This window comes from Pseudomonas alcaligenes (genome assembly GCF_041729615.1).
GTDB classification, from domain to species: Bacteria; Pseudomonadota; Gammaproteobacteria; order Pseudomonadales; family Pseudomonadaceae; genus Aquipseudomonas; species Aquipseudomonas alcaligenes_B.
Genome location: NZ_CP154874.1, coordinates 2675530 through 2701739, shown reverse-complemented (window position 1 = coordinate 2701739; position 26210 = coordinate 2675530). Strand labels below are relative to the sequence as shown.

Sequence of the window (26210 nt, the reverse complement as noted above, 5' to 3'; positions counted from 1 at the left end):
GAGCCAGGCAATCACAGGGAGAGCACCGATGCAGGTAAATGGTTACAGCGGCAACCTGCCCCTCTCGACTCAGGTCATCAACAAGTACGGCCCGGCCAGACCCGAACAGGTGAACACGGCCGTCGACGCTGCTTCCGACCGAGTCGCCGAGCGCCAGCAAGGCCGCGAACTGGACCAGGCCGCCAAGCGCGGCGCAGCCACGCAGATCTACAGCGCCAACACCCAGCAGCGGCAGATCGAAACCTACCTGGCGGTGGCCAGTGCAGGCCAAGTCGAGAGCCCGCCGAGCGTGTTGGAGAGCGCGGCAGAACTGCGCGAGGCCGCGCAGCGCAGCGACCGGGCACAGAACATCGCAGATATCGCCAGCCGCCCCGAGCGGCCTGAGACCGATCCGGCCAGGCCGGAGCCCTACGCTGCAACCCGTGCCTGAGCCACCCGTTGGACAGGCATAAAAAAAGCCGCCCCAGGGGCGGCTTTTTCTTGGCCGGCGGCTGGTTACAGCTGCGGACCGGCATTGCGGATGGCGTCGGAGACATCGAACTTCTTGAAGTTGTCGATGAACTGCTGCGCCAGGCCCTTGGCGGCCTCGTCGTAGGCGTTCTTGTCGGCCCAGGTATTGCGCGGGTTGAGCAGAACGGTCTCGACACCCGGAACGGCCTTCGGCACGCTCAGGTTGATGATCGGCAGGTGCTCGGTCTCGGCACCGACCAGGGCGCCGCTCTGGATGGCGGCGATGACGCCACGGGTGGTCGGGATGTTGAAGCGCTTGCCGACACCGTAGCCGCCGCCGGTCCAGCCGGTGTTGACCAGGTAGACCTTGGAGTTGAAGCCACGGATGCGCTTGATCAGCAGCTCGGCATACTCGCCGGCCGGACGCGGGAAGAACGGCGCGCCGAAACAGGTGGAGAAGGTCGACTTGATGCCGCCGCCACTGCCCATCTCGGTGGAACCGACCAGCGCGGTGTAGCCGGAGAGGAAGTGGTAGGCCGCCTGCTCTTCGCTGAGGATCGACACCGGCGGCAGTACGCCGGTCAGGTCGCAGGTCAGGAAGATCACGGCATTCGGCTCGCCACCGAGGTTCTTCTCGGAACGCTTCTCGACCAGCTCCAGCGGGTAGGCCGCGCGGCTGTTCTGGGTCAGGCTGTCGTCGGCGTAGTCGGGCACGCGGTTCTCGTCGAGCACCACGTTCTCCAGCACGGCGCCGAACTGGATGGCCTTCCAGATCACCGGCTCGTTCTTCTCGGACAGGTCGATGCACTTGGCGTAGCAGCCACCCTCAATGTTGAACACCACGCCTTCGCCCCAGCCGTGCTCGTCGTCACCGATCAGGTAGCGGCTCGGGTCGGCGGACAGGGTGGTCTTGCCGGTGCCGGACAGGCCGAAGAACAGGGTCACGTCGCCCTCTTCGCCGATGTTGGCGGCGCAGTGCATCGGCAGCACGTCGGCTTCCGGCAGCAGGAAGTTCTGCACGGAGAACATCGCCTTCTTCATTTCACCGGCGTAGCGCATGCCGGCCAGCAGCACCTTCTTCTGCGCGAAGTTGATGATCACGCAGCCGTCGGAGTTGGTGCCATCACGCTCCGGTACGCACTCGAAGTTGGCGACGTTGAGGATCTGCCACTCGGCCTTGGCGGCCGGGTTGTAGGTTTCCGGATTGATGAACAGGCAGCGGCCGAACAGGTTCTGCCAGGCGGTCTGGGTGGTCATCTTCACCGGCAGGTAGTGCTCGGCGGCGGAACCTACGTGAACGTGGGAAACGAAGTGGTCCTGGGCGGCGTTGAACGCCTCGACGCGGGCCCACAGGGCATCGAACTTGTCGGCCGGGAACGGGCGGTTGATGTTGCCCCAGGCGATCTTCGCCTCGGTGCTCGGCTCCTGGACGATGAAACGGTCGGCAGGCGAGCGGCCGGTGCGATGACCGGTACGGACAACCAGAGAACCGTTGGCGGCCAGTTCACCCTCGCCACGGCGAATGGCCTCTTCGACCAGTTGGGCGGCGCTGATGTCGGTGTAAACGGCGTTGTTGGCTTGCGTCATGTGGGTCCCCGTCGGCCGGCGGCCGAGTCTTCCGAACGTTGTGTAGTGCGCGTGAAAACGCACTACAGCGATAAAAAAGTCGCGGGAGTATGCCAGAAAAGCTCGTCTCTTGGCAGCCTCTTGTCCGCTATCCCCCTCAATAGAGTGCGGCTATCGCACTCAGTGACGGGTCTGCGACGGCGCCTGGCTGTCGCCGGTGGCGAACAGCTGGGCCACGTCGCTGGCATCGAAGAAGTAGCGCTGGTTGCAGAACTGGCAGTCGATCTCCACCTGGCCGCCACTCTCCTCCAGCAGCGCTTCGGCATCCGCCTGACCGATACTGATCAGGGCGCGCGCCGAACGCTCGCGCGAGCAGCTGCAGCGGAACTGCAGCGGGCTCGGTTCGAACAGGCGCAGCTCCTCCTGGTGATAGAGGCGGTGCAGCAGGGTGGAGTTGTCCAGCCCCAGCAGCTCCTCGGCGCTCAGGGTATCGGCCAGGGTCAGCAGGTGGTTCCAGCTCTCCTGGCGTTCCTCCGCCTCGGTCTGGTGGTGCGGCGGCAGCTGCTGCAGCAGCAGGCCACGGGCACGCTGGCCGTCGGCACGCAGCCAGAAACGGGTCGGCAATTGCTCGGAGGTGGCGAAGTAGGCGGTCAGGCTGTCGGCCAGGCTGTCGCCCTCCAGCTCGACGATGCCCTGGTAGCGCTGGCCCTTGGCCGGGTCGATGGTCAGCGCCAGCACGCCGTCCGGCATCAGCTCGCGCAGACCGGCGCCGGCATCCACCGCTTCGGCGTCGTAGCGGGCGATGCCACGCACTTCGCGCTCGCTGGAGCACTCGATCATCACCAGCGGCACCGGGCCGGAGGAGCGTGCCTGCAGCACCAGCAGCCCCTCGAACTTCAGGGTGCCGACCAGCAGGGCGGCGGCGGCGAGCATCTCGCCGAGCAGCTGGGCCACCGGCTGCGGATAGGGGTGCTTGGCCAGCACGTGCTGGTAGCTCTCGGCGAGGCTGACCATCTCGCCGCGGACATCGTTGTCGTCGAACAGGAAGCGCTGGGTGAAATCGAGGTCGTGCATCGGGTACCGCCTGGCGAAAGGAATGACGGGCGCCTCCGCATCAGTCAATGCGGCACGTGCAGGCCCGGGGAATGGCGGAATTTTAGGGACAAACGCCCGCACATCCAAGCTGCGCGGGATGGCCGGCGCACTCAGCCGCGCAGGCCTAGCAGCTGGCGCCGCTGTTTCTTGTTCGGCTTGCCTTCGGTCTGCACGCCGAGGGCGCCGGCCTTGCGCAGCGCCACCGCCTGCTCGCGGCGGGCCAGGCTGTCGGCGGTTTCCTCGTACAGCAGCTGCGCCTCGGGCGCGCCACGACGCACCACGGACAACGCACGCACGACCACGGTGCGCTCGTCGAAGCCGCTGCGGATCACGTACTCGTCGCCGATCTTCGGCTCCTTGCCCGGCTTGCAGCGCTCGCCGCGGCAATGCACCTTGCCGCCTTCGATGGCCTCCTTGGCCAGCGAACGGGTCTTGTAGAAACGCGCCGCCCACAGCCACTTGTCCAGGCGCACCTTGTCGTCGTCTTTGTCGCTCATCTCGGTTCCGCTGCTTGCCGATCACAGCTACGAATCTTGCCTGATGCCGTTGTCACTTGGCACAGCTAGAATCCCCTGAATTTCCGTGGAAAGCCTGCATTGAAGACTTTCGACCAACTGTCGGTGATCGGCCTGCGTGAATGGATCAACCTGCCCGAACTGGGCATGGTCGGCCTGCGTGCGAAGATCGACACCGGCGCCAGCACCTCGACCCTGCACGCCAGCGACATCGTGCCCTTCGAGCGCGACGGCGAGCGCTGGGTGCGCTTCACCGCGCACTTCGGCACCCTGGTGCAACGCCGCCACCCGTGCGAGGCCAAGGTGGTCTCGGTGAAGACCATCAAGAGCTCCAACGGCCAGGCACAGAGCCGCTACGTGATCCGCACCCAGCTGGCCCTCGGCGATCGCAGCTGGCCGGTGGACTTCACCCTGGCCTGCCGCAAGAGCATGCGCTACCGCGTGCTGCTCGGCGCCAAGGCGCTGGTCGAAGGCCAGCTGGTGGTCAATCCGGCGCTGACCTACGTGCAAGACAAACCGCAGCTTCCCAGCCTTTCCGGTGCCCCATGAAGATCGCCATCCTGTCGCGCAACCCGCGCCTGTATTCGACCCGCCGCCTGCTGGAGGCCGGCCAGCAGCGCGGCCACGAGATGCAGGTGATCGACACCCTGCGCGCCTACATGAACATCGCCAGCCACAAGCCGCAGATCCATTACCGCGGCCAGGCACTGGAGGGCTTCGATGCGGTGATCCCGCGCATCGGCGCCTCGGTGACCTTCTATGGCTGCGCAGTGCTGCGCCAGTTCGAGATGCAGGGCGTGTTCCCGCTCAACGAGTCGGTGGCCATCAGCCGCTCGCGCGACAAGCTGCGCTCGCTGCAGCTGCTGTCGCGCAAGGGCATCGGCCTGCCGGTGACCGGCTTCGCGCACTCGCCGGACGACATCCCCGACCTGATCCAGATGGTCAATGGCGCGCCGCTGGTGATCAAGGTGCTAGAAGGCACCCAGGGCATCGGCGTGGTGCTCTGCGAGACGGAGAAGGCCGCCGAGTCGGTGATCGAGGCCTTCATGGGGCTGAAGCAGAACATCATGGTCCAGGAATACATCAAGGAAGCCGGCGGCGCCGATATCCGCTGCTTCGTGGTCGGCGACAAGGTGATCGCCGCCATGAAGCGCCAGGCCAAGCCCGGCGAGTTCCGCTCCAACCTGCATCGTGGTGGCAGCGCCAGCCTGATCAAGATCACTCCGGAGGAACGCTCGACCGCCATCCGTGCGGCCAAGGTGATGGGCCTGGCGGTGGCCGGGGTGGACATCCTGCGCTCCAACCACGGCCCGTTGGTGATGGAGGTGAATTCCTCGCCCGGCCTGGAAGGCATCGAGACCACCACCGGCCAGGACGTGGCCGGCATCATCATCCAGCACCTGGAAAAGCACGCCGCCCCGGGGCAGACCCGCACCAAGGGCCGCGGCTAGCGCCCGCACCCCTCGGCGGGCAGCGCGTCCAGGGCCCGCAGCAGCAGCGCCTGGCTGCGCTGGCTGAGCAGGATGCCGGTGTGGCTCTCCTCCAGCACGAACAGGCGCTGCGCCCCGTCCTGGGCCGCCGCGCGCAGCTGGCTGGCCAGCGGCACCACGCCATCGCTCGGCTGGCGCCCGCCGGGCTGATAGCTGGCCAGCAGCCAGTGCCGCGCCTGCGCCGGCAGCGGCGTGGCGAACAACTCCTGCAGGTAGCGGCTGCCCGGCGCCATGTCGCGCCACACCGGCGCCACCACCGGCGCCCTGGCCACTCCCCTGGCGGCAGCCGGATGCCCGTCCCAGGGCGTGGACAGGGTCATGAACAGGCACAGGTCGGCGCTGCTGCCGGGGTCGAGCAGCTGCACGCTGCGCCGCGCCACCAGGCCACCCATGCTGTGTGCGAGCAGATGGAAGCGCGGGGCTCCATGGCGCAGCCGCACATCACGCAGGGCCTCGCTCAGCAGGTAGGCACTGTTGTTCAGCGGCGAACCGCTGGGGTAGTGATAAAGCAGGACCTGGAAGCGCTGCGGATCGATGGCCGCGGCCAGCTGGCGCCAGCTGCGCGGCGAGTCGTTGATGCCATGCACCAGCACCACCGGCTCCCGCCCCGCCTGCCAGGGCCGCAGCAGATACAGGCCGTAGCCGACCTCGCGAACGAAATCCAGCGGGCGCCAGGCGCCCTGCTCGATGCGCGCCGGGTCGAAGCGCGGATCGTCGAACTCGACGACCTGCAGGTAGTTGTGGCGCAGGCGCGGATGCTCGCGGTACAGCCGGCCGAGGCTGAGGTCCGCCGCCGGCACGGCACTGCCGTCATCGCGGCGCGGCGCCAGGGGATTGAGCCCGGCCAGCTCGGCACGCTGGGCGGGGGTCGGTTGCAAGCGCAGCGCCACGGCGTCGGCGGCCGGCAGGAAGTGGCGCGGCTCGCCGGGGTCGAGGCGGAAGTTGTGGTTGTCGTCGACGAAGGCCAGCAGGCGGTAGTCGCCGCGCTCCACGCTGAAATAGAACTGCTCGTCCGGCGCCACGATGCGGTAGCCGACCAGGGCGTCGTTTTCGTCGAGCAGCACGACCAGCGCCTGCCGCTCGCCCTGCAGCTGCCCCGGCACCAGCAGCAGCTCGCGCTGCGCACTGTGCAGCTGGCGGTCGAGGTCGAGCAGCTGGCAGCCCGCGAGCAGGCCGGCCAGCAGCGGCAGCGCGACGCGCAGCCCGCGCATGCCTAGGACGCTTCCACCTTGAGCAGCACGCCGTCCTGCCCGGTGACCCGCACTTCGCTGCCGGCCGGCAGGTCGGGGCCGCTGACCAGCCACAGGGTATCGCCGGCCTTGATCTTGCCGCGCCCGCCGACGATCGCCTCATGCAGCACGAAGGTGCGGCCGACGAACTCGCGACCGCGCTGGTTCAGCCCCGGCACATCGGAGGGCTTGGCGGCGCTGCGCTGGCGCTGCCACCAGAGCACGGCGGTGAGCACCGAGAGCAGGGCGAAGACGATGAACTGCCAGGCCCAGGGCAGCTCCGGGAACAGGTAGGTGAGCACGCCGACGCAGGCGGCGGCCACGCCTATCCACAGCAGGTAGCCGCCGGCGCCGAACACCTCGAGGATCAGCAGGACGGTGCCGAAGGCCAGCCAGTCCCAGAACGACAGGTGCTGCAGGTATTCCATCATGCCTTCTTACCGTCCTTGCCATCGAAGGTGGCGCGCACGATCTCGCCGATGCCGGCCACCGCGCCGATCACCTGGCTGGCCTCCAGCGGCATCAGTACCACCTTGCTGTTGTTGGCGGAGGCCAGCTGGCCGAGGGCATCGACGTATTTCTGCGCGACGAAGTAGTTGACCGCCTGCACGTTGCCCTGGGCGATGGCCTCGGAGACCATGCGGGTCGCCTCGGCTTCGGCCTGCGCCGCGCGCTCGCGCGCCTCGGCCTCGAGGAAGGCGGCCTGGCGCTCGCCTTCGGCCTTGAGGATCTGCGCCTGCTTCTCGCCCTCGGCGGTGAGGATCTCGGCCTGGCGCTTGCCCTCGGCCTCGAGGATCTGCGCGCGCTTGAGGCGCTCGGCCTTCATCTGGCTGGCCATGGCTTCGACCAGGTCGGCCGGCGGGCTGATGTCCTTGATCTCGATGCGGGTGACCTTGATGCCCCAGGGCGCGGTGGCCTCGTCGACGGTGCGCAGCAGGCGCTCGTTGATGGCGTCGCGCTGGCTGAGCATGGCGTCCAGCTCCATGGAGCCGAGCACGGTGCGGATATTGGTCATCACCAGGTTGCGGATGGCGTGCTCCAGGTTGTTCACCTCGTAGGCCGCCTGGGCCGAGTTGATCACCTGGAAGAAGCACACCGCGTCGATGGTGACGATGGCGTTGTCGGCGCTGATCGCCTCCTGCGGCGGGATGTCCAGCACGCTCTCCATGACGTTGAGCTTGCGCCCGATGCGGTCCATCACCGGCACGATGATGTTGAGCCCCGGCTTGAGGGTGTTGGTGTAGCGGCCGAAGCGCTCCACTGTCCACTCGTAGCCTTGCGGCACCACCTTGAAGCCCATGAACACCACGGCCACGGCCAGGCCGACGAAGAGAAAGATGACGCTACCAAGTTCCACGGGGCAAAACTCCTTTGCTGGGGGTGCGGGGTAAGCATAGCGCCGCGGCGCCTTCAGGGGTGTGCGGAGAGCAACGCGGCGAGCAGCGCGGGGTCGCGCTGGTAGATGTCGGGGAAGTAGCGCAGCCGTCCGTCGACGACTTCCGCGGTCCAGTAGCCGAGGAGCAGCGCCACCGACTGCTGCAGGCGGTACTCGCGGGTCTTGCCGCTGGCGATGCCGTCACGCACGGCCTGCAGTTCGTCCTCCGCCAACAGCCAGGGCAGCAGCTGGTCGACCGCCTCGATGCGCACGCAACCGGAGCTGAACAGCCGCGGCGCCTTGTCGAACAGCGCCTGGCTCGGGGTGTCGTGCAGGTACACGGCAAAGGGGTTGGGGAAGCGCAGTGCCACCCGGCCCAGCGGGTTGCCCGGCCCGGCGGCCTGGCGCAGGAGGATCGCCCCGGGCCGGCTCCAGTCCAGCTGCTGCGGGTCGAGCAGGTTGCCCTGCTGGTCGTAGACGCTCATCTGGTGCTGCTGCAGGAAGCCGATATCGGCACGGATGGCCGGCAGCTTGTCCTCGCGCAGGATGGTCGGCGGCACCGTCCAGGTCGGGTTGAGGGTCAGCCGCTCGATGCGCGAGGCCAGCAGCGGGGTCGCCCGCGCGGGGCGCCCCACCTGGGTGCGGGTGCGCCACAGCTCGCGGTCGCCGTCGATCACGCTCAGCTCGGCGGCGGCGACGTTGATCAGCACGCGGGCCTGACGCAGGTCGTCGACATGCCAGCGCAGGCGTTCGAGGTTGACGCGCAACTGATCGCGGCGCGCCAGGGCACTGACGTTCAACTCGGACAGGGTGGTTGGGCCGAGCACGCCGTCGGCCTGCAAGCCGTGCTGTCGCTGGAAGCGCTGCAGGGCGAGCACACTGGCCGAGTCGAATGCACTCGACGCGTCCTCGGCACTCGCCAGGTAGCCCTGGGCGGCCAGGCGCTGGCGCAGCAGGGGCAACCGCGCGTCCTGGCCGCCGGGCTTGAGCAGGGGGCCAGGGGGCAGCGGCGGCCATGCCGGCAGCGGCTGGCGGCGGGCGAAGGCATAGGCGGCGCGCAGGTCGAGGTAGCGGCGCGCGGTGGGGCGCACGGCGGCGAAGGCGGCGGTCGGGTCGTCTGCATGCTGCCGCGCGGCCGCGAGCACGGCCCGCCGAGGGTCGGGACGGACCTCGCTGTCCGCGCGCCACAGCCGTTCCGCCGGCATGTCCGGCTGGCGCCCCCGGCGCAGGTCGAGCAGGCCACGCAGGTAGCTCAGGCTGAACTGGCGCTCCGTGCAGGCATCGTAGCCGTCCGGCAGGGGGTAGTCGGCCGGGTTGAGGCCGTCGTCGGCCAGGGCCTGCAGTTCGGCCCGCAGCCAGTTGCGGCGAAAGGCATCGGCCCAGGCCGGCTGCCCGTCGCGCTCGCGGTAGAAGTCATCCAGCAGGCCGCGCGTGGCATCGTCTAGGCTGAGGGAAGGAGAGGCGCAGGGCGCCGGCTGCGGCGCGGCGAGGGCGACCAGCGGTAGAACGAGCAGGACGATGCTCGGGTAGCATGCGCATTCTTTGAACAACATACTGCTCCAGTCCATGGCTCAGGGCGCCGCGCGCCGCAACGCCGACCAGTATAGGCCGGCCGCGGGCGAATCCTGTGACAGGGCGAGGGGCACGTGCTTTTTCAGGGGTATGGCGCGAATGTTCGGACGAATTGGCCGGTTCTGCCTGGCCGGGCTGCTGCTGGTCGGCACGCCACTGCTGGCGGCCGCGGCGCAGACCAGCGTGCTGGTCGAGGAGCTGTCCCGCGCCGCGCCCGGGCTCGACCGGCAGGCCCTGAGCGACGCCGTGGCGGCCATGCAGTGCGCGCTCAACCAGGGCGCCGAGCCCGCCCGCCGGCTGGCGGTGATCGACTACTCGCAGCCCTCCACCGCCCGCCGCCTGTGGATCTTCGACCTGCACAGCAAGCGCCTGCTTTTGCGCGACTACGTGGCCCACGGCCGCTTGTCCGGGGAGAACTACGCCAGCCGCTTCTCCAACCGCCTCGGCAGCTACCAGAGCAGCCTGGGCCTGTTCCGCACCGCCGAGAGCTATCACGGCAAGCACGGCTACTCGCTGCGCATGGACGGCCTCAACCCCGGCATCAACGATCAGGCGCGCGAGCGGGCCATCGTCATCCACGGCGCGGCCTACGTGAACCCGGCGCTGGCGCGCAGCCATGGCCGCATCGGCCGCAGCCTGGGCTGCCCGGCGGTGCGCCCGGAAATCGCCCGGCTGGTGGTGGACAAGCTCAAGGGCGGCCAGTTTCTCCTGGCCTGGCATTCCGACCCGCGCTGGCTGAACCGCGCCGCCCTGCTCAAGTGCCAGGCGCAGCCGCTGCGCCTGGCGCGCCGCGACGACTGAAGCGCCTCAGCGCTGCTCGCTCTGCGGGGTCACCCGCAGCACTTCCTCGAGGGTGGTCTGGCCGGCGGCGACCTTCTGCGCCCCGGACAGGCGCAGGCTGCGCATGCCGTCCTTGAACGCCGCGCGGCGCAGGGCGATGAGGTCGGTGTCATGGGTGATCAGCGGCTTGATCGCATCGTTCAGCAGCATGATCTCGTAGACCCCGGCACGCCCACGGTAGCCGGTCTCGCGGCACTCCAGGCAGCCGACGGCATGGTGCGCCCCGGTCGGCAGCGGCGCGCTCCAGGGCCGGGTCAGGCTCTGCCAGTCCTCCTCGCTGATCTCCACCGGCGCCTTGCAGTGCGGACACAGGGTACGCACCAGACGCTGGGCCATCACGCCCAGCACGGTGGCCTTGATCAGGTAGTGCGGCACGCCCAGTTCGAGCAGGCGGGTGATGGCGCTGGGAGCGTCGTTGGTGTGCAGGGTGGACAGCACCAGGTGGCCAGTGAGCGCCGCCTGGATGGCCATCTCGGCGGTCTCCAGGTCACGGATCTCGCCGACCATGATAATGTCCGGGTCCTGGCGCATCAGCGCGCGCACGCCACTGGCGAAGGTCAGGTCGATGTTGTGCTGCACCTGCATCTGGTTGAAGGCACCTTCGATCATCTCGATCGGGTCCTCGATGGTGCAGACGTTCACTTCCGGCGTGGCCAGCTGCTTGAGCGTGGTGTACAGGGTGGTGGTCTTGCCCGAGCCGGTCGGGCCGGTGACCAGGATGATGCCGTTGGGCTGGCAGGTCATGCTCTCCCAGCGACGCAGGTCGTCCGGGGAGAAGCCCAACTGGTCCGGGCTCTTCAGCAGCACCTCGGGGTCGAAGATACGCATCACCATCTTCTCACCGAAGGCGGTGGGCAGGGTCGACAGGCGCAGCTCGACTTCGCCGCCGTCCGGGGTCTTGGTCTTGACCCGGCCATCCTGCGGCTTGCGCTTCTCCGCCACGTTCATCCGTCCCAGGTGCTTGAGGCGGCTGACCACCGCCATGGTGACCTGGGCGGGGAACTGGTAGACGTTGTGCAGCACGCCGTCGATGCGGAAGCGCACGCTGCCGACTTCGCGACGCGGCTCGATGTGGATGTCGCTGGCGCGCTGCTGGAAGGCGTACTGGAACAGCCAGTCGACGATGTTGACGATGTGCGCGTCGTTGGCGTCCGGCTCCTGGTCGCTGGCACCCAGGTTGAGCAGCTGTTCGAAGTTGCCGACGCCGCTGATCTTCTGGTCGGCCGCCGTGGCGCCGGTCACCGAGCGGGCCAGACGGTAGAACTCGGTGGTGAAGCGCTGGATATCGGCCGGGTTGGCCACCACGCGCTTGATCGGGCGCTTGAGCACGTGGGTCAGGTTGCTTTCCCAGTTGTGCACGAAGGGCTGGGCACTGGCGATGGTCACCGCCTCGCTGTCCACCGCCACGGCGAGGATCTTGTGGCGCTGGGCGAAGGCGTAAGACATCAGCGGGGTGACGGCGGCGACGTCGATCTTCAACGGGTCGATACGCAGGTAGGGCTGGCCGGAGAAGTTGGCCAGCCACACCGTGAGTCCTTCCAGATCGTGCTTGCGGCCCGGTCGCTGCAGATCGTCGACCTGCTGCGCGGCAAGGAACTCCAGGGGGTGCAGCTGCGCGTTGCTCGAGGCACGGCGCAGCACCATGCACTGCTCGGCCTGCTCCTGGGAGACACGTCCCTGGGCCACCAGTTCGCGGAGGATATCGTTGAGGTCGAGCCAGCGATCCTGGGCGGGCGAAGCGAGGGCGGACATGGCGCTCCCTTTGGGCGGATGACGGGATGGGCAGCTTATTTCAACAGCAGCTTCCAGGGTTTGAGCGTGGCCACAGTATGGGCTTGTGCCACCCGCGCGGCCAACACCTCGGTATCGTTGCCGCGCCCGGCCAGCGCCTCCAGCTTGTCCAGCTCGCCATACAGGCGATCCAGCTCCGGCAGCTCGGGCACCTGCCGCGCCAGGCGCAGCCAGGCCTGCAGGCGCTCGAAGCGCGGCAGCTGTTCGGCCAGGGCCTCGGGGAACTGCTGGTAGTGCTTCAGGCGCAGGCCCGCGGCCTCCTCGGCCAGCAGGGTCGGCAGCCAGTTGCCCAGAGGCGCCGCGCCCTGGCGCTCGCCGCGGGCGTTGCGGCCGAGGGTCCAGCCACGCAGCAGCAGCCAGCGCGACAGCTGGAGCGACAGCAGGCCCCAACGATTGCCCTGCAGCTCGCCGGCGAACATGGCCAGTGCGTTGTGGCGCAGCGCCTCGTCGTCGCGGCCGGCAGCCAGGCGCGGCCGCCAGTCGCCCAGCAGCGCGTCCAGGCCTTCGCGCAGCTCACGGCTGGAGGCGCGCGGCGCGGCCTGGCCGAGGCTGCCGAGCAGGGCACGCAGGTCGATCAGCTGCTGCAGCCACTGCTCCAGCAGTTTCCAGTGACCGTTCCAGCGGTACTGCTCGGCCAGGCGCTGGCTGCTGCCGAGCAGGTGCCAGGCGATGGCCGCGAAGGCGTCATCCAGACTCATCTCGGCGTTCAGCGCAGGCAACGGCAGACTCAGGCTGTAGCTGGCGGCATCGAACAGGCGGTAGCCGCGCTCGGCCTTGCTGATGTCACAGGGCATCAGCGGCAGGTCGGCGGCCAGCTCGCAGGCCAGCTCCAGCAGCGCCGCCGGCTCGCCCTGGCGCAGCTCCAGCTCCAGCTCGCAGATCTCCTCCTCGCCCTCGCCGGCGAGCACCTTGCCCAGATCGAGGGCCGCCTCGATCACCGTCCTGGCCTTGCCGCGCCCCCAGGCGATCTCGGCCTTCTGGCGAACGAAGTCGGTGGTGAAGATCGGCTGCAGGCTCTTCTTGTCCAGCTCGGCCAGGCTGGCCGGCCAGCACTCGTCGCCGAGCAGCTTGGTGTCCAGCTTGGCCTTCTTCAGGTACCAGTCCCACTCGTTGCGCTCGGACAGCCCGGCCACGCTCTGGCCGCGGGTCTTCAGGGTCTGGATGAACTGCTCGCCATCGCGGCGCAGGCGCAGCGCCACGCGGGCCGCGGCCAGATCGCGCTGCGGGGTGTCGTAGTACTGGTTGAACAGCTCGCGGGTTTCCCAGCCGGACTTGTTGCGCTTCTTCAGCAGCGGGTGCTCGCGCAGGGCATTGAGGGTCTCGCGGCTGACGCGCAGCTTGATTTCGGTTTCTTTATTCATAGGACTCTGCGGCAGAGGTCATCTGGCCTGGCGGGAATGACGGGTACTGATCGGGGACGGACCGGCCTGTTGCTCGATCTGCTCCGAGGCGTAGCGGGTGACGAACAGGTGGTCGTCGGGGATGTCCTTGTTGACGAAGGCGGCCGCGGCGATGGTGACATTGTCGCCGATGCGCAGGCCGTCGCCGATGATGCAGGCGTTGGCCCCGATCGTGACATTGTCACCGATGCGGATGGGTGCGCTGGCATCGTTCTTCTGCCCGATGGTGGTGTTCTGGAAGATGCTGAAGTTCCTGCCGATCACCGCCTTGCGGGTGATGACGATGCCGACCGGGTGGGGAATGAACAGCCCCTCGCCGATCTGCGCGCCGAGTGCGATCTCGATGCCGAAGCGTTCGGCGATACGGTCGCCGAGGCGCTGGGCACGCTTGCGCAGGAACTTGAAGCGGCTGCTTTGCAGGTACTGGGCGAAACGGAACCAGAACAGGTAGCGGTAGCGCGAGCGCTGCCGATACTTCTCGCGCAGGCGGCGCCAGGTGAAGCGCTTGTCAGTACCGCCGAGCAGTTCGATATGCCAGTAGCGTTTGAGTTGAGCGAAGGTCATGGATGGCAATTCTACTAATATCGCTGGGAAGTCTCGGCCGACGGACCGCTTGGCAGCCCGCTGGCGGGGGCCAAAGGTGATCCGTATACTTGCCGCCTCTTTTTAGCCAGGGGTATCCCCCATGCCAACCAATCCCTTCGTCAGCCTGTTCGGTCGTTCGCCGATCGGCCCCATGCAGCAACACATCGCCAAGGCTCATGAATGTGCAGCCAACCTGGTGCCCTTCTTCGAGGCGGTGATGGCGCAGGACTGGACCCAGGTGGCCCAGGTGCAGCAGGAAATGGTGCGCCTGGAGAAGGAAGCGGACAAGCTGAAGAAAAGCGTGCGCCTGCACCTGCCCAAGAGCCTGTTCCTGCCGGTGCCGCGTTCGGACCTGCTCGAACTGCTCAGTGTACAGGACAAAGTCGCCAACCGCGCCAAGGACATCGCCGGCCTGATGCTCGGCCGCGAGATGGCGATCCCCACCGAGCTGCAGCCGCTGATCCGCACCTTCGTGCAGCGCACAGTGGATGCCAGCGCCCAGGCGCTGAAGGCCATGAACGAGCTGGACGAGCTGCTGGAAACCGGTTTCGGCGGCCGCGAGGCCAAGCTGGTGGAAACCCTGGTGGAGGAACTCGACGATATCGAGGACGACACCGACCGCCTGCAGATCGAGGTGCGCCGCGCCTTGTTCAAGCTGGAGAAGGACATGCCGGCCGTGGACGTGATGTTCCTCTACCAGATCATCGACTGGGTCGGCGATGTCGCCGACCGTGCCCAACGCGTGGGCAACCGTCTGGAACAACTGCTGGCGCGCTAAGCGCCAGTGTCCTTTCTGGGATAACGGGTAAAACTACTTATGTCTCTTATTGCGGATTACGGCTTCGTACTCCTGGTACTCGCCTGCCTGTTCGGCTTCTTCATGGCCTGGGGCGTCGGCGCCAACGACGTGGCCAACGCCATGGGCACCTCGGTGGGCTCGCGCGCACTGACCATCAAGCAGGCGATCCTGATCGCCATGGTCTTCGAGTTCTGCGGCGCCTACCTGGCCGGTGGCGAAGTCACCGAGACCATCAAGAACGGCATCGTCGACGCCGAGGCCATCAGCCCCGACCTGATGGTGCTGGGCATGATGTCGGCGCTGCTGGCCGCCGGCACCTGGCTGCTGATCGCCACCCGCAAGGGCTGGCCGGTGTCCACCACCCACTCCATCGTCGGCGCGGTGATCGGCTTCGCCGCGGTCGGCGTATCCACCGACGCCGTGCACTGGGAGTCGGTCGGCCCGATCGTCGCCAGCTGGGTGGTCACCCCCTTCCTCTCCGGCCTGGTCGCCTTCGGCCTGTTCATGAGCGTGCAGGCGCTGATCATCAACACCGACAGCCCGTTCAAGAACGCCAAGCGCTTCGTGCCGCTGTACATGTTCCTGACCGGCTTCATGGTGTCGATCATGACCCTGTCCAAGGGGCTCAAGCACATCGGCCTGAACCTCTCCAGCAATGAAAGCCTGCTGCTGTCGGTGGGTGTCGGCGCCCTGGTGATGCTGCTCGGCATCGCCATCCTCAGCCGCATCCAGATCGACGAGGAAGCCGACAAGGCCTTCCACTTCGCCAGCGTCGAACGCGTGTTCGCCGTGCTGATGATCTTCACCGCCTGCGCCATCGCTTTCGCCCACGGTGCCAACGACGTGGCCAACGCCGTCGGCCCGCTGGCCGCCATCGTCGGCGTGATCGAGTCCAACGGCACCGCCGAGATCGCCGCCAAGTCCGCCGTGCCGGGCTGGGTGCTGCTGCTCGGCGCCATCGGCATCGTCATCGGCCTGGCCACCTATGGCTACAAGGTGATCGCCACCATCGGCAAGGAAATCACCGAGCTGACCCCCAGCCGCGGCTTCGCCGCCGAGCTGGCCACCGCCTCCACCGTGGTCGGCGCCTCGGCCATCGGCTTGCCGGTATCCACCACCCACACCCTGGTCGGTGCCGTGCTCGGCATCGGCATCGCCCGCGGCATCGGCGCGCTGAACCTGGGCGTGATCGGCTCGATCTTCATGTCCTGGATCATCACCCTGCCGGTCGGCGCCGGCCTGTCGATCCTGTTCTTCCTGATCCTGCGCGGCATCTTCCTCTAAGAAGCCCTTCCGCAGGCGGTTTATTCCGCGGCGCCGATGGCCCTATGATGGGCCGTCGCCCGCGGAGACCGCCGATGCCCTTGCCTTCCCTCAAAGACCAGTTCGCCGCGCTGATCGCCGCGCCTTCGGTGAGTTGCACCCAGGCGCACTGGGACCAGTCCAACCGCGCTGTCATCGACCTGCTGGCCAACTGGCTGGCCGAGCTCGGCTTCGCCTGCGAGATCCAGGAGATCGCACCGGGCAAGGCCAACCTGCTGGCCAGCTTCGGCAGCGGCCCCGGCGGTCTGGTGCTGGCCGGACACAGCGACACAGTGCCGTTCGACGCCGCCCTGTGGCAGAGCGACCCATTGAGACTGACCCAGGTCGGCGACCGCTGGGTGGGCCTCGGCGTATGCGACATGAAGGGCTTCTTCCCGCTGGTGATCGAGGCGGTGCGCGGGCTGCTCGATAGGCCCTTCAAGCAGCCGCTGCTGGTGCTGGCCACCTGCGACGAGGAAAGCTCGATGGCCGGCGCGCGCGCTCTGGCTGCGGCTGGCCGGCCCCTGGGGCGCGCGGCAGTGATCGGCGAGCCGACCGGCCTCAAGCCGATCCGCCTGCACAAGGGCGTGATGATGGAACGCATCGACATCCTCGGGCAGAGCGGCCACAGCTCCGACCCCAGCCTCGGCCATAGCGCCCTGGAGGCCATGCAGGATGTGATGGGCGAGCTGCGTGCCCTGCGTGCGCAATGGCAGCGCGAGTTCCACAACCCGCAGTTCGGCGTGCCGCAGCCGACCCTCAACCTCGGCTGCATCCACGGCGGCGACAACCCCAACCGCATCTGCGGCCAGTGCGCCCTGGAATTCGACCTGCGCCCGCTGCCGGGCATGGACCCGGAGCAGCTGCGCGCGGCCATCCGTGGCAAGCTGGCACCGCTGGCCGAGCGGCACCAGGTGCGCATCGACTACGCGCCGCTGTTCGCCAACGTGCCGCCCTTCGAGCAGAGCGCCGACAGCGAACTGGTGCGCGTTGCGGAAAAGCTCACCGGGCATGCAGCGCAGGCGGTGGCATTCGGCACCGAAGCCCCGTATCTTCAGCAGCTCGGCTGCGAGACCATCGTCCTCGGCCCGGGCGACATCGCCTGTGCCCACCTGCCGGGGGAATTTCTCGAGCTGGCGCGCATCGAACCGACCGTAACCCTGCTGCGCCAGCTGATCCAGCACTACTGCCTATGACCCGCCAGACCGACCGGAGCCTGTTCACTGTGCTACGACGATAACCACGGACTACCCCCTCTCCCATTCATGGGAGAGGGTTGGGGAGAGGGCGAGCTTATGTCCCTCTCCCCCGGCCCCTATCCCGCAAGCGGGATAGGGGAGTCATGGACCCCGTACTGCGAACACTCTCAATGCACGACTACGTCAACTGGCTCCGCCACGCTTCGCCCTACATCAACGCCCACCGCGACTGCACCTTCGTGGTCATGCTGCCCGGCGAGGGCGTAGAACACCCGAACTTCGGCAACATCGTCCACGACCTGGTGCTGCTGCACAGCCTCGGCGTGCGCCTGGTGCTGGTGCACGGCTCGCGCCCGCAGATCGAGGCGCGCCTGGCCGAGCGCGGGCTGACCCCACGCTACCACCGCGACCTGCGCATCACCGACGGCCCGACCCTGGACTGCGTGATCGACGCCGTCGGCCGCCTGCGCATCGCCATCGAAGCCCGCTTGTCGATGGACATGGCCGCCTCGCCGATGCAGGGCTCGCGCCTGCGCGTGTCCGGCGGCAACTTCGTCACCGCGCGGCCGATCGGCGTGGTCGACGGCATCGACTATCACCACACCGGCGAAGTGCGCCGGGTCGACCGCAAGGGCATCGGCCGCCTGCTCGACGAGCGCAGCATCGTGCTGCTGTCGGCGCTCGGCTATTCGCCCACCGGGGAAATCTTCAACCTGGCCTGCGAGGATGTCGCCACCCGCGCCGCCATCGACCTGCAGGCCGACAAGCTGCTGCTCTATTCTGCCGAGCGTGGCCTGCTCGACGAGCACGGCAAGCTGGTGCGCGAGCTACGCCCGCAGCAGGTGCCGGCGCACCTGGCTCGCCTGGGCAGCTGCTACCAGGCCGAGCTGCTCGACGCCGCCGCCCAGGCCTGCCGCGGCGGAGTCAAGCGCAGCCATATCGTCAGCTACATGGAGGACGGCTCGCTGCTCACCGAGCTGTTCACCCGCGACGGCGGCGGCACCCTGGTCGACCAGGAGCAGTTCGAGTCGCTGCGCGAGGCGACCATCGAGGACGTCGGCGGCCTGATCGAGCTGATCACCCCGCTGGAGGACCAGGGCATCCTGGTGCGCCGCTCGCGCGAGGTGCTGGAGCGCGAGATCGGCCAGTTCAGCATCGTCGAGCGCGACGGCCTGATCATCGCCTGCGCCGCGCTCTACCCGATCGCCGACTCGGACGCCGGTGAGCTGGCCTGCCTGGCGGTCAACCCGGAATACCGCCATGGCGGCCGGGGCGACGAACTGCTCGAGCGCATCGAGGAGCGCGCCCGCGCGCTGGGCCTGAAGACCCTGTTCGTGCTCACCACGCGCACCGCCCACTGGTTCCAGGAGCGCGGCTTCGAGGCCAGCGGCGTCGAGCGCCTGCCGGCGGCGCGCGCCTCGCTGTACAACTACCAGCGCAATTCGAAGATCTTCGAAAAGGCGCTTTGAGCCTGCGCTGAAACAAGAAGGGCCGCGATTGCGGCCCTTTTGCATGGGGGATGGATCAGGCACTGCGCCGCTGGTGCTGCTTGAACTGCTCGTTGCCATCGTCCCAGCCAGCCTCCCAGGCAGCGGCCGGCACCTCGGCAGCATAGGGCTGCAGGTGCATGGGCTGGCCGGTGAGACCGGCCATATAGCCTTGCTGGTAGGCCTTGTTCAGGCTCTCCAGGCTCCAGTCGTGGTTGTCCATGGCGACGGGCCGTTACGGGTTTCCCCATAGGCTAGCCCGCGCCGGCCAGCCTGGCTGGTCGAGGTGGTGGATTTGTGACGGAATGCCGTCGAAACCACCACCACGTTCACCAGGTGCCTGATTTCACTGGCTAATACCGAGGATACTGGCCTGGTAGGCGGCGACGAAGCTGTCGAAATCACCGGCCGGTGCGGCCTCCAGCTCGGCCTGCTCGGCCAGCGATGCGCGCGCCATGCGCTCGAAGTCCTGTTCCTCCGCGGCGCTCAGCGGCTGGGCGCGGAAGGTCTCGGCGTGGGCCTTGCTCTGGCGCAGGGCGAAGGCGCGGAAGCTTTCGCCATGGTGCTGCAGTTCGGCCAGCACCCGCGCCGAGGGGGTCAGCGCGGGATCCTGCACCTTAGCCCGCTGCGCCTCGAGGGCCTCGCGGTAGGCGCCGCCACCGTGGGCGCGGTCGAGCAGCGCGGCGATCGGCGCGAAGGCATCGAGCAGCTCGCCGGCCCAGGTGCGCAGCTCCACCTGCTGGCCGTCGTGCTGCAGATGCAAGCCAGGACGGCGGCCTTCCTTGACCGTCTTGAGGAAGTTCTCGGTGCAGGCGCGGCATTCAACGCCGGCCAGCAGCGGGCTGTCGGCCAGGGCGCAGAACAGGATGAAGGCATCGAGGAAGCGCGCCTCGGCCAGGTCGATGCCCAGTGGCAGGTAGGGGTTGATGTCCAGGCAGCGCACCTCGACGTACTGCACGCCGCGGCTCATCAGGGCCTGGATCGGCCGTTCGCCGGAGCGGGTGACGCGCTTGGGGCGGATGCTCGAGTAGTACTCGTTCTCGATCTGGATGATGTTGCTGTTGAGCTGCTGCCATTCGCCACTGGCGTCGTGGGTACCGATCTCGGCATAGGCCGGATAGGGCGTGGCCACCGCGTTGCGCAGGCTCTCGGTGTAGCTGGCCAGGTCGTTGTAGCAGGGCGTCAGGCCGGACTGGGCGCTGCTCTGGTAGCCCAGGTCACTCATGCGCAGGCTGGTGGCCCAGGGCAGGTACAGGGTGTCGGCGTCGAGCTGCTGCAGCTGGTGCGGGCGGCCGCGCAGGAAGCTGGCATCCAGCGCCGGCGAGGCGCCGAACAGGTACATCAGCAGCCAGCTGTAGCGGCGGAAGTTGCGGATCAGCGCGATGTAGCTGGCCGACTGGTAGTCGCGCGCGCTCTGGCCGTCGCCGTCGAGCCGCTGCAGCAGCGGCCAGACCGCCTCGGGCAGGCTGAAGTTGTAGTGGATGCCGGCGATGCACTGCATGGTCTTGCCGTAGCGCAGGGCCAGGCCGCGGCGGTAGACGTACTTGAGGCGGCCGATATTGGAGCTGCCGTAGCGGGCGATCGGGATCTGTGCCTCGTCCGGCAGCAGGCCAGGCATCGACGGGCTCCACAGGTACTCGTCGTCCAGGCGGCTGGCGGCGAAGCGGTGGATGCGCTCGAGATCGGCCAGGGTGTCGGCCGGGTCGGGCTCGGCCGGGGTGATGAACTCCAGCAGGGCCTCGGAATAGTCGGTGGTGATCTGCGCGTGGGTCAGCGCCGAGCCCAGCGCGACCGGGTGCGGCGTCTGCGCCAGCTCGCCCTGCGCGGTGACGCGCAGGGTCTCGCGCTCGATGCCGTGCAGGCACTGGGTGAGCAGGGACAGGTGGTCGGCCTCGCCGAGCAGGGCCAGGCGGCGGTTGAGGAGATCGCTCAAGATTCTTGTTCCTTCACTCGACGGTCGCCCCTATATGGGGGTGGAGCCGCCACACTGCAAGTCGGGTACGCGGACGGACGCTGTCGCCTGACCGGAAGGGGAGGATGCGCCGAGCGGGGTGCTCGGCGCAATCCCGAGAAAGCGGGTGGGTTATGCGAAGGGTGAGGCAGCTCAGGAAGCCCGCCGCGCCGCCATCACTTGCAGATAAAGGTGGCCTGGGCGGTGGCGATCAGCTTGTCGCCCTGTTCCACCTTGGCCTCCAGCACATGCACCTTGCGCCCGCCGTTGAGTACGCGGGCGTGGCAGACCACCTCGCCGGACTCGACGCCGCGGATGTAGTTGACCTTGCACTCCAGGGTCATGCTGCCGGCCTCGCCGCCGAACAGGCTGTGGCTGGCCTGGCCGAGGGCGGTGTCGATCAGCGAGTAGAGCGCGCCGCCGTGCATGCGCCCGTGCAGGTTGAGCATCTGCTCCTGCATGGCCATGCGCAGCTCGGCCTCGCCGTTCTCGGCGCGCAGGATGCGGATGCCGAGCAGGCGACTGAAGTTGCTGTCCTGGCCGACCGGGGATTTCTCGCTCATGGGTTACTTCCTCAGCTGCTTGGCGTTGGCGAACAACGAGGCCATGGCCGCGTTGGCCGGCGCCGGCTTGTCCTGGCTGGAGTGGCGTTCGCTGCGCGGCGAGTTGCCGCCACGGTTCTGCCCGCCACCGCGCGGGCCCTCGGTCTTCTGCCCCGGGGTATCGCTCATGCGCATGGACAGGCCGACGCGGTTGCGCGGGATGTCCACTTCCATGACCTTGACCTTGACGATATCGCCGGCCTTGACCACCTCGTAGGGGTCCTTGACGAACTTCTCCGACAGCGCGCTGATGTGCACCAGGCCGTCCTGGTGCACGCCGATGTCGACGAAGGCGCCAAAGTTGGTGACGTTGGTCACCACGCCTTCCAGCACCATGCCCGGCTGCAGGTCCTTGAGGCTCTCGACGCCGTCCTGGAACTCGGCGGTCTTGAACTCCGGGCGCGGGTCGCGGCCGGGCTTGTCCAGTTCCTTGAGGATGTCGGTGACGGTCGGCAGGCCGAAGGTCTCGTCGGTGAAGCGCTTGGGATCGAGGCTGCGCAGGAAGCTGGAGTCGCCGATCAGCGAGCGGATGTCGCGGCCGGTATCCTGGGCGATGCGCTGCACCAGCGGGTAGGTTTCCGGGTGCACGGCGGAGGCATCCAGCGGGTTGTCGCCGTTCATCACGCGGAGGAAGCCGGCGGCCTGCTCGAAGGTCTTCTCGCCCAGGCGCGGCACCTTCTTCAGGTCGCTGCGGCTCTTGAACGCACCGTTGGCGTCGCGGAACTGCACGATGTTCTGCGCCAGGGTGCTGTTGAGGCCGGAGATGCGCGCCAGCAGGGCGGCGGAGGCGGTGTTGACGTCCACGCCGACGGCGTTCACGCAGTCCTCGACCACCGCATCCAGCGAGCGCGCCAGCTTGAGCTGCGACACGTCATGCTGGTACTGGCCGACACCGATGGATTTCGGGTCGATCTTCACCAGCTCGGCCAGCGGGTCCTGCAGGCGGCGGGCGATGCTTACTGCGCCGCGCAGCGACACGTCGAGGTCGGGGAACTCGCGGGCGGCCAGCTCGGAAGCGGAGTACACCGAGGCGCCGGCCTCGGAGACCATCACCTTGGTCAGCTTAAGGCCCGGCAGCTTCTTGATCAGGTCGCCGGCCAGCTTGTCGGTCTCGCGGCTGGCGGTACCGTTGCCGATGGAGATCAGGTCCACAGCGTGCTTGGCGCACAGCTTGGCGAGGATGGCCAGGGTGCCGTCCCAGTCGTTGCGCGGCGCGTGCGGGTAGACGGTGGTGGTTTCCAGCACCTTGCCGGTGGCGTCGACCACCGCCACCTTGCAACCGGTGCGCAGGCCCGGGTCCAGCGCCAGGGTGGCGCGCGGGCCGGCCGGGGCGGCCAGCAGCAGGTCGTGCAGGTTGCGGGCGAACACGGTGATCGCCTCGTCCTCGGCCTTCTCGCGCAGCTCGCCGAGCAGGTCGGTTTCCAGGTGGGTATAGAGCTTGACCTTCCAGGTCCAGCGCACCACTTCGCCCAGCCACTTGTCGGCGGCGCGGCCACGCTGCGCGATGCCGAAGCGCTCGGCGATCATCAGCTCGCAGGGGTGCAGGGTGCCCGGCGCTTCCTCGCCGACCTTGAGGCTGGCGCCGAGGATGCCCTCGTTGCGCCCGCGGAAGATCGCCAGGGCACGGTGCGAGGGCACGCTTTTCAGCGGCTCGTCATGTTCGAAGTAGTCGCTGAACTTGGCGCCCTCGGCCTCCTTGCCGGCGACCACGCGGGCGCTCAGGGTGGCTTCGTGCTTCAGGAAGGAACGCAGCTTGTCGAGCAGGCTGGCGTCCTCGGCGAAGCGCTCCATGAGGATGTACTTGGCGCCTTCCAGCACCGCCTTGACGTCGGCGAAGCCCTTCTCGGCATCGACGAAACGGGCGGCCTCGGCTTCCGGGTCCAGCTCGGGGTTGCCGAACAGCGCGTCGGCCAGCTCGCCGAGGCCGGCCTCCAGGGCGATCTGGCCCTTGGTGCGGCGCTTCTGCTTGTACGGCAAATACAAGTCTTCGAGACGCGTCTTGGTGTCGGCCTCATCGATCTCGCGCTTCAGCTCGGGAGTCAGCTTGCCCTGCTCCTCGATACTGGCGAGGATGGCGGCGCGGCGCTCGTCCAGTTCGCGCAGGTAGCGCAGGCGCTCTTCCAGGTGGCGCAGCTGGGTGTCGTCCAGGCTGCCGGTGACTTCCTTCCGGTAACGGGCGATGAAGGGCACGGTGGAGCCTTCGTCGAGCAGGGCCACGGCGGCGGCGACCTGTTGCGGGAGGACGCCGAGCTCGGCGGCGATGCGCTTGTTGATGCTGTCCATGAAACCTACCTGCAATGGAACGGGGACCGCACCGGCCGGTGCGAAAGCGCCGCATTATAAACACCGCTTCCCGTGGCCGGCGGCAACTCCATCGGGAAAAATCTGCTAACAATGGCTGGCGCGGCAGCCTGCGGCCTTCGGCCATAATGCCGCCACTGCCAAAGGGGAGAATGCATGAGCACTGCCGCTGCGCCGGAAGGCGAAAAAATCCTGATAGTCGACGACGACCCCGGCCTGCGCCGCCTGCTGGAGCGTTTCCTCAGCGAGCAGGGCTACCGCGTGCGCGCGGTGGAGAACGTCGAGCAGATGGACCGCCTGCTGGCCCGCGAGCTGTTCCAGCTGCTGGTGCTCGACCTCATGCTGCCCGGCGAGGACGGCCTGTCCGCCTGCCGCCGCCTGCGCGAGGCGAACAACCAGATGCCGATCATCATGCTCACCGCCAAGGGCGACGAGGCCAGCCGCATCCAGGGCCTGGAGGGTGGCGCCGACGACTACCTGGCCAAGCCGTTCAACCCGCGCGAGCTGCTGGCACGGATCAAGGCCGTGCTGCGCCGCCAGGCGCCGGTGGTGCCGGGCGCCCCGGCCAGCGCGGACGAGACGGTCAGCTTCGGCGACTACGAGCTATCGCTGGCCACCCGCGAGCTGAAGAAGGGCGACGAGGTGCACATGCTCACCACCGGCGAGTTCGCCGTGCTCAAGGCCCTGGTGCAGCACGCCCGCGAGCCGCTGACCCGCGACAAGCTGATGAACCTGGCGCGCGGCCGCGAGTGGGACGCCCTGGAGCGCTCGATCGACGTGCAGATCAGCCGCCTGCGTCGGCTGATCGAGCCGGACCCGTCCAAGCCGCGCTACATCCAGACCGTCTGGGGCGTGGGCTACGTGTTCGTGCCGGATGGCAACAAGTGACGCAGTGGGATTGAGGCGCCACTGTTCGGCCGTGCTGCAGATATTGCTGCTCAGTGCGGCGGCCGTGCTGTCGTTCATGATGTTGCATGAAGCTGCCGTGATGGTGGCCGCCGACCATGGCCGCAGTGTGCGCGGCGGTGTCGGCTGGGGCATCACGGTTCAGCTCGCGCTCTACCTATTCGTCGCCTGGGTGCTGGTACAGAATGTCGCAGCACTGCGCTGGCCTAGCAGGCGCCTGCATCTGTTCTTGGCAGCCTGGCTGACGTTCGCCGTACTGCTGACGCTGCTGGCCAATCCCTCTGGCCCATGGGCCCACCCCTATCGTTTCCTGCTGTTGCAGTTGTGTGCACTGGCCGGCTTTGCTCTGTCGCTCGCAGGCCAATGCCTGTGGCCGCTCCGCCCTCCCGTTCGCCAAGGGTTCGCCCGATGAAAACCCCCGTCTGGTTCCCGCAAAGCTTCTTCGCCCGCACCCTGTGGCTGGTGCTCATCGTCGTGCTGTTCTCCAAGGCGCTGACCCTGGTCTACCTGATGATGAACGAGGACGTGCTGGTCGACCGCCAGTACAGCCACGGCGCGGCGCTGACCCTGCGCGCCTATTGGGCGGCCGCGCCGGAAGACCGCGCGCACATCGCCAAGGCGGCGACCCTGGAACGCATAGAAGCCAGCGCAGTGCCGCCGACCGAGCAGCACTGGCCCTACTCGGAGATCTTCCAGCGGCAGATGCAGGCCGAGCTGGGTCCGGACACCGAGGTGCGGGTGCGGGTGCGCAACCCGCCGGCGCTCTGGGTGCGGGCGCCGAGCCTGGGCGATGGCTGGGTGCAGGTGCCGCTGTATCCGCACCCGCTGCGCGGCCAGCGCATCTGGAGCGTACTCGGCTGGTTCCTCGGCATCGGCCTGCTGTCCACCGCCGCCGCCTGGATCTTCGTGCGCCAGCTCAGCGCCCCGCTCAAGCGCCTGGTGTTCGCCGCCCGCCAGCTCGGCCAGGGGCGCAGCGTGCGCCTGCCAGTGGGCGACACGCCGAGCGAGATGACCGAGGTGTACCGCGCCTTCAACCAGATGGCCGAGGACGTCGAGCAGGCCGCGCGCGAGCGCGAGCTGATGCTGGCCGGGGTATCGCACGACCTGCGCACGCCGCTGACCCGCCTGCGCCTGTCACTGGAGATGCTCGGCGGCGATGCCGAGCTGACCGAGGACATGGTCCGCGACATCGAGCACATGGACACCATCCTCGACCAGTTCCTCGCCTTCATCCGCGACGGCCGCGACGAGAAGCCGGAACCGACCCTGCTGGAAGAGCTGGTGCGCGAGACGGTGGCGCCCTACAACCAGCACAGCGAGCGGGTGCGCCTGTGCCTGGAGCCGGTGCCGCCCTTCCCGCTGCGCCGCGTGTCGCTCAAGCGCCTGCTGGTCAACCTGCTGGACAACGCCCTGCGCTATGGCGGCAAGGGCGTTGAAGTGGCCGCCTATGTCTCCGGCGACAGTGCCGCGCCCTACGTAGTACTCAGCGTGCTGGATCGCGGCCCGGGCATCGCGCCGGCGGAGATGGGCGAGATCTTCAACCCCTTCATCCGCGGCGACCGCGCCCGTGGCGGCAAGGGCACCGGCCTCGGCCTGGCCATCGTCAAGCGCATCGCCGCCCTGCATGGCGGCAGCGTGGAGCTGCGCAACCGCTCCGGCGGCGGCCTGGAGGCGCGCATCTGCCTGCCACTGGGGCTGCTGCTGCCACGCGACGCCAATTGAGCCCGCCGCTCTAGCGCCGTGATCTATGCTGCT

Annotated in this window: 25 protein-coding genes; 11 read left to right on the top strand and 14 right to left on the bottom strand. The window is 68.1% G+C overall.

The window, feature by feature from the left end; translation table 11 throughout:
• Window positions 1-28 precede the first annotated feature (28 nt).
• Window positions 29-430 carry a hypothetical protein gene (locus tag AAG092_RS13155; RefSeq protein WP_373387026.1) on the top strand — a complete coding sequence of 134 codons (402 nt, stop codon included), beginning with the start codon at window positions 29-31 and terminating at the stop codon, window positions 428-430.
• Between the two features lie 65 nt (window positions 431-495).
• Here AAG092_RS13155 and AAG092_RS13150 read toward each other — a convergent pair whose 3' ends face one another.
• The 3 genes from AAG092_RS13150 to AAG092_RS13140 all read right to left on the bottom strand — a co-directional run bounded on the left by AAG092_RS13150 (window position 496) and on the right by AAG092_RS13140 (window position 3608).
• A complete protein-coding gene (locus tag AAG092_RS13150; RefSeq protein ID WP_373387025.1) occupies window positions 496-2037 on the bottom strand; it encodes a phosphoenolpyruvate carboxykinase in 1542 nt (513 codons plus the stop codon).
• 159 nt (window positions 2038-2196) lie between these two features.
• Window positions 2197-3090, bottom strand: coding sequence for an Hsp33 family molecular chaperone HslO (gene hslO, locus AAG092_RS13145; protein WP_110682874.1), 894 nt, complete (start codon window positions 3088-3090; stop codon window positions 2197-2199).
• Window positions 3091-3221: 131 nt separating this feature from the next.
• Window positions 3222-3608: an RNA-binding S4 domain-containing protein gene (locus AAG092_RS13140; protein WP_373387024.1), complete on the bottom strand. Its 387-nt coding sequence runs from the start codon at window positions 3606-3608 to the stop codon at window positions 3222-3224.
• 132 nt (window positions 3609-3740) lie between these two features.
• Here AAG092_RS13140 and AAG092_RS13135 point away from each other — a divergent pair, with 132 nt between their 5' ends.
• Both AAG092_RS13135 and rimK read left to right on the top strand, forming a co-directional pair.
• Window positions 3741-4175 carry an ATP-dependent zinc protease gene (locus AAG092_RS13135; protein WP_373389595.1) on the top strand — a complete coding sequence of 145 codons (435 nt, stop codon included), beginning with the start codon at window positions 3741-3743 and terminating at the stop codon, window positions 4173-4175.
• Window positions 4172-5077 carry a 30S ribosomal protein S6--L-glutamate ligase gene (rimK, locus tag AAG092_RS13130; protein WP_110682871.1) on the top strand — a complete coding sequence of 302 codons (906 nt, stop codon included), beginning with the start codon at window positions 4172-4174 and terminating at the stop codon, window positions 5075-5077. The genes AAG092_RS13135 and rimK overlap by 4 nt, the downstream gene beginning before the upstream one ends.
• Here the strand turns inward: rimK and AAG092_RS13125 are convergent.
• From AAG092_RS13125 to AAG092_RS13110, 4 genes are read right to left on the bottom strand one after another with little or no spacing between them, the layout of a single operon-like run.
• On the bottom strand, window positions 5074-6327 hold the full coding sequence (locus tag AAG092_RS13125; protein ID WP_373387023.1) for a lipase family alpha/beta hydrolase: 1254 nt from the start codon (window positions 6325-6327) through the stop codon (window positions 5074-5076). The two genes, rimK and AAG092_RS13125, sit on opposite strands and share 4 nt — an antisense overlap.
• A 2-nt stretch (window positions 6328-6329) precedes the next feature.
• Window positions 6330-6776, bottom strand: coding sequence for an NfeD family protein (locus AAG092_RS13120; protein ID WP_373387022.1), 447 nt, complete (start codon window positions 6774-6776; stop codon window positions 6330-6332).
• Window positions 6773-7702 carry an SPFH domain-containing protein gene (locus AAG092_RS13115; protein WP_110682868.1) on the bottom strand — a complete coding sequence of 310 codons (930 nt, stop codon included), beginning with the start codon at window positions 7700-7702 and terminating at the stop codon, window positions 6773-6775. The genes AAG092_RS13120 and AAG092_RS13115 overlap by 4 nt, the downstream gene beginning before the upstream one ends.
• 53 nt (window positions 7703-7755) lie before the next feature.
• A complete protein-coding gene (locus AAG092_RS13110; RefSeq protein WP_373387021.1) occupies window positions 7756-9273 on the bottom strand; it encodes a murein L,D-transpeptidase in 1518 nt (505 codons plus the stop codon).
• Between the two features lie 118 nt (window positions 9274-9391).
• Here AAG092_RS13110 and AAG092_RS13105 point away from each other — a divergent pair, with 118 nt between their 5' ends.
• Entirely contained in the window at window positions 9392-10093 is a 702-nt protein-coding gene (locus tag AAG092_RS13105) for a murein L,D-transpeptidase catalytic domain family protein (RefSeq protein ID WP_373387020.1), read from the top strand.
• Window positions 10094-10099: 6 nt separating this feature from the next.
• Here the strand turns inward: AAG092_RS13105 and AAG092_RS13100 are convergent, their stop codons facing one another.
• Genes AAG092_RS13100 through AAG092_RS13090 form a run of 3 tightly spaced genes read right to left on the bottom strand, consistent with a single transcriptional unit; the run spans window position 10100 to window position 13887 of the window.
• Window positions 10100-11884 carry a GspE/PulE family protein gene (locus tag AAG092_RS13100; RefSeq protein ID WP_373387019.1) on the bottom strand — a complete coding sequence of 595 codons (1785 nt, stop codon included), beginning with the start codon at window positions 11882-11884 and terminating at the stop codon, window positions 10100-10102.
• Between the two features lie 35 nt (window positions 11885-11919).
• The gene (locus AAG092_RS13095; RefSeq protein WP_373387018.1) at window positions 11920-13284 is read right to left on the bottom strand and encodes an inorganic triphosphatase; all 1365 of its coding nucleotides are present in this window, start codon (window positions 13282-13284) and stop codon (window positions 11920-11922) included.
• Between the two features lie 18 nt (window positions 13285-13302).
• Window positions 13303-13887 (bottom strand): serine acetyltransferase, encoded by a 585-nt coding sequence (locus AAG092_RS13090; protein WP_373387017.1) that lies wholly within the window; start codon window positions 13885-13887, stop codon window positions 13303-13305.
• A gap of 121 nt (window positions 13888-14008) precedes the next feature.
• Between AAG092_RS13090 and AAG092_RS13085 the strand changes: the two genes are divergently transcribed.
• The 4 genes from AAG092_RS13085 (at window position 14009) to argA (ending at window position 18677) form a co-directional block, all read left to right on the top strand.
• A complete protein-coding gene (locus AAG092_RS13085; RefSeq protein ID WP_110682864.1) occupies window positions 14009-14686 on the top strand; it encodes a TIGR00153 family protein in 678 nt (225 codons plus the stop codon).
• A gap of 39 nt (window positions 14687-14725) precedes the next feature.
• Window positions 14726-15991 carry an inorganic phosphate transporter gene (locus AAG092_RS13080; RefSeq protein WP_373387016.1) on the top strand — a complete coding sequence of 422 codons (1266 nt, stop codon included), beginning with the start codon at window positions 14726-14728 and terminating at the stop codon, window positions 15989-15991.
• A gap of 74 nt (window positions 15992-16065) precedes the next feature.
• Entirely contained in the window at window positions 16066-17205 is a 1140-nt protein-coding gene (gene argE / locus AAG092_RS13075) for an acetylornithine deacetylase (RefSeq protein ID WP_373387015.1), read from the top strand.
• Window positions 17206-17378: 173 nt separating this feature from the next.
• On the top strand, window positions 17379-18677 hold the full coding sequence (gene argA, locus AAG092_RS13070) for an amino-acid N-acetyltransferase (protein WP_110682861.1): 1299 nt from the start codon (window positions 17379-17381) through the stop codon (window positions 18675-18677).
• Window positions 18678-18732: 55 nt separating this feature from the next.
• Here the strand turns inward: argA and rmf are convergent, their stop codons facing one another.
• The 4 genes from rmf to AAG092_RS13050 form a co-directional block, all read right to left on the bottom strand.
• Window positions 18733-18918: a ribosome modulation factor gene (gene rmf / locus AAG092_RS13065; protein ID WP_110682860.1), complete on the bottom strand. Its 186-nt coding sequence runs from the start codon at window positions 18916-18918 to the stop codon at window positions 18733-18735.
• A gap of 123 nt (window positions 18919-19041) precedes the next feature.
• Entirely contained in the window at window positions 19042-20628 is a 1587-nt protein-coding gene (gene gshA, locus AAG092_RS13060) for a glutamate--cysteine ligase (protein ID WP_373387014.1), read from the bottom strand.
• Window positions 20629-20822: 194 nt separating this feature from the next.
• Complete coding sequence (locus AAG092_RS13055) at window positions 20823-21209, bottom strand: PaaI family thioesterase (protein WP_373387013.1); 387 nt, start codon at window positions 21207-21209, stop codon at window positions 20823-20825.
• Window positions 21210-21212: 3 nt separating this feature from the next.
• Window positions 21213-23531: a Tex family protein gene (locus AAG092_RS13050; RefSeq protein ID WP_373387012.1), complete on the bottom strand. Its 2319-nt coding sequence runs from the start codon at window positions 23529-23531 to the stop codon at window positions 21213-21215.
• 174 nt (window positions 23532-23705) lie between these two features.
• On the opposite strand from AAG092_RS13050, the gene ompR reads away from it, so the two are divergent.
• From ompR to AAG092_RS13035, 3 genes are read left to right on the top strand one after another with little or no spacing between them, the layout of a single operon-like run.
• Window positions 23706-24437, top strand: coding sequence for a two-component system response regulator OmpR (gene ompR, locus AAG092_RS13045; RefSeq protein ID WP_110682856.1), 732 nt, complete (start codon window positions 23706-23708; stop codon window positions 24435-24437).
• 31 nt (window positions 24438-24468) lie between these two features.
• Entirely contained in the window at window positions 24469-24867 is a 399-nt protein-coding gene (locus AAG092_RS13040) for a hypothetical protein (protein WP_373387011.1), read from the top strand.
• Entirely contained in the window at window positions 24864-26177 is a 1314-nt protein-coding gene (locus AAG092_RS13035) for an ATP-binding protein (protein WP_373387010.1), read from the top strand. Before AAG092_RS13040 ends, AAG092_RS13035 begins: the two co-directional genes overlap by 4 nt.
• The last annotated feature ends 33 nt before the right edge of the window (window positions 26178-26210 follow it).

What these genes read in the sequence shown, in the direction of transcription:
- AAG092_RS13100 (WP_373387019.1), bottom strand. Translation starts at nt 11,884, where the DNA reads ATGTCCGCCCTCGCTTCGCCCGCCCAGGATCGCTGGCTCGACCTCAAC.
- argA (WP_110682861.1), top strand. Translation starts at nt 17,379, where the DNA reads ATGCACGACTACGTCAACTGGCTCCGCCACGCTTCGCCCTACATCAAC.
- AAG092_RS13155 (WP_373387026.1), top strand. Translation starts at nt 29, where the DNA reads ATGCAGGTAAATGGTTACAGCGGCAACCTGCCCCTCTCGACTCAGGTC.
- hslO (WP_110682874.1), bottom strand. Translation starts at nt 3,090, where the DNA reads ATGCACGACCTCGATTTCACCCAGCGCTTCCTGTTCGACGACAACGAT.
- AAG092_RS13105 (WP_373387020.1), top strand. Translation starts at nt 9,392, where the DNA reads ATGTTCGGACGAATTGGCCGGTTCTGCCTGGCCGGGCTGCTGCTGGTC.
- AAG092_RS13085 (WP_110682864.1), top strand. Translation starts at nt 14,009, where the DNA reads ATGCCAACCAATCCCTTCGTCAGCCTGTTCGGTCGTTCGCCGATCGGC.
- AAG092_RS13035 (WP_373387010.1), top strand. Translation starts at nt 24,864, where the DNA reads ATGAAAACCCCCGTCTGGTTCCCGCAAAGCTTCTTCGCCCGCACCCTG.
- argE (WP_373387015.1), top strand. Translation starts at nt 16,066, where the DNA reads ATGCCCTTGCCTTCCCTCAAAGACCAGTTCGCCGCGCTGATCGCCGCG.
- AAG092_RS13080 (WP_373387016.1), top strand. Translation starts at nt 14,726, where the DNA reads ATGTCTCTTATTGCGGATTACGGCTTCGTACTCCTGGTACTCGCCTGC.
- rmf (WP_110682860.1), bottom strand. Translation starts at nt 18,918, where the DNA reads ATGGACAACCACGACTGGAGCCTGGAGAGCCTGAACAAGGCCTACCAG.
- AAG092_RS13095 (WP_373387018.1), bottom strand. Translation starts at nt 13,284, where the DNA reads ATGAATAAAGAAACCGAAATCAAGCTGCGCGTCAGCCGCGAGACCCTC.
- AAG092_RS13125 (WP_373387023.1), bottom strand. Translation starts at nt 6,327, where the DNA reads ATGCGCGGGCTGCGCGTCGCGCTGCCGCTGCTGGCCGGCCTGCTCGCG.
- AAG092_RS13110 (WP_373387021.1), bottom strand. Translation starts at nt 9,273, where the DNA reads ATGTTGTTCAAAGAATGCGCATGCTACCCGAGCATCGTCCTGCTCGTT.
- AAG092_RS13090 (WP_373387017.1), bottom strand. Translation starts at nt 13,887, where the DNA reads ATGACCTTCGCTCAACTCAAACGCTACTGGCATATCGAACTGCTCGGC.
- AAG092_RS13150 (WP_373387025.1), bottom strand. Translation starts at nt 2,037, where the DNA reads ATGACGCAAGCCAACAACGCCGTTTACACCGACATCAGCGCCGCCCAA.
- AAG092_RS13050 (WP_373387012.1), bottom strand. Translation starts at nt 23,531, where the DNA reads ATGGACAGCATCAACAAGCGCATCGCCGCCGAGCTCGGCGTCCTCCCG.
- ompR (WP_110682856.1), top strand. Translation starts at nt 23,706, where the DNA reads ATGAGCACTGCCGCTGCGCCGGAAGGCGAAAAAATCCTGATAGTCGAC.
- rimK (WP_110682871.1), top strand. Translation starts at nt 4,172, where the DNA reads ATGAAGATCGCCATCCTGTCGCGCAACCCGCGCCTGTATTCGACCCGC.
- AAG092_RS13055 (WP_373387013.1), bottom strand. Translation starts at nt 21,209, where the DNA reads ATGAGCGAGAAATCCCCGGTCGGCCAGGACAGCAACTTCAGTCGCCTG.
- AAG092_RS13140 (WP_373387024.1), bottom strand. Translation starts at nt 3,608, where the DNA reads ATGAGCGACAAAGACGACGACAAGGTGCGCCTGGACAAGTGGCTGTGG.
- AAG092_RS13120 (WP_373387022.1), bottom strand. Translation starts at nt 6,776, where the DNA reads ATGATGGAATACCTGCAGCACCTGTCGTTCTGGGACTGGCTGGCCTTC.